This is a genomic window from Lysinibacillus sp. RU7 (assembly GCF_057837305.1).
This window is the reverse complement of record NZ_JBYQFK010000150.1, coordinates 1-264: the sequence shown is the minus strand read 5'-3', so window position 1 is coordinate 264 and position 264 is coordinate 1. Positions and strand designations below refer to the sequence as shown.

General features: G+C 42.8%; 1 protein-coding gene. It reads right to left on the bottom strand.

The genetic code is table 11. The features are described from left to right. On the bottom strand, window positions 1–220 hold a 220-nt coding region (locus tag AC3II9_RS21885; protein WP_489158813.1), incomplete at its 3' end, for a YndJ family transporter. Between the last annotated feature and the right edge of the window lie 44 nt (window positions 221–264).

The window sequence follows — 264 nt, the reverse complement described above, 5'->3', positions numbered from 1 at the left end:
GGAAACGGGTTAGCCCGTAGCATCCAATTAAAAGTGTAAAGATAAACCATATAGCCGCGACGGCGATATCAAGGTCTGTCTGTGGAACGGTATATAAAACCACAATGGCTAGGTATGGAATCCATCCAACCCATTTATACACCTTATGAAACCAATCCTCTCTATTTAGGATTAGTGTAAGACACAGAGGTACATAAACTAGCTGGGCCGCCGTTAACATCAGCATATACCAGGGATCATTACCGAAAAGGGCCACAATAAGAA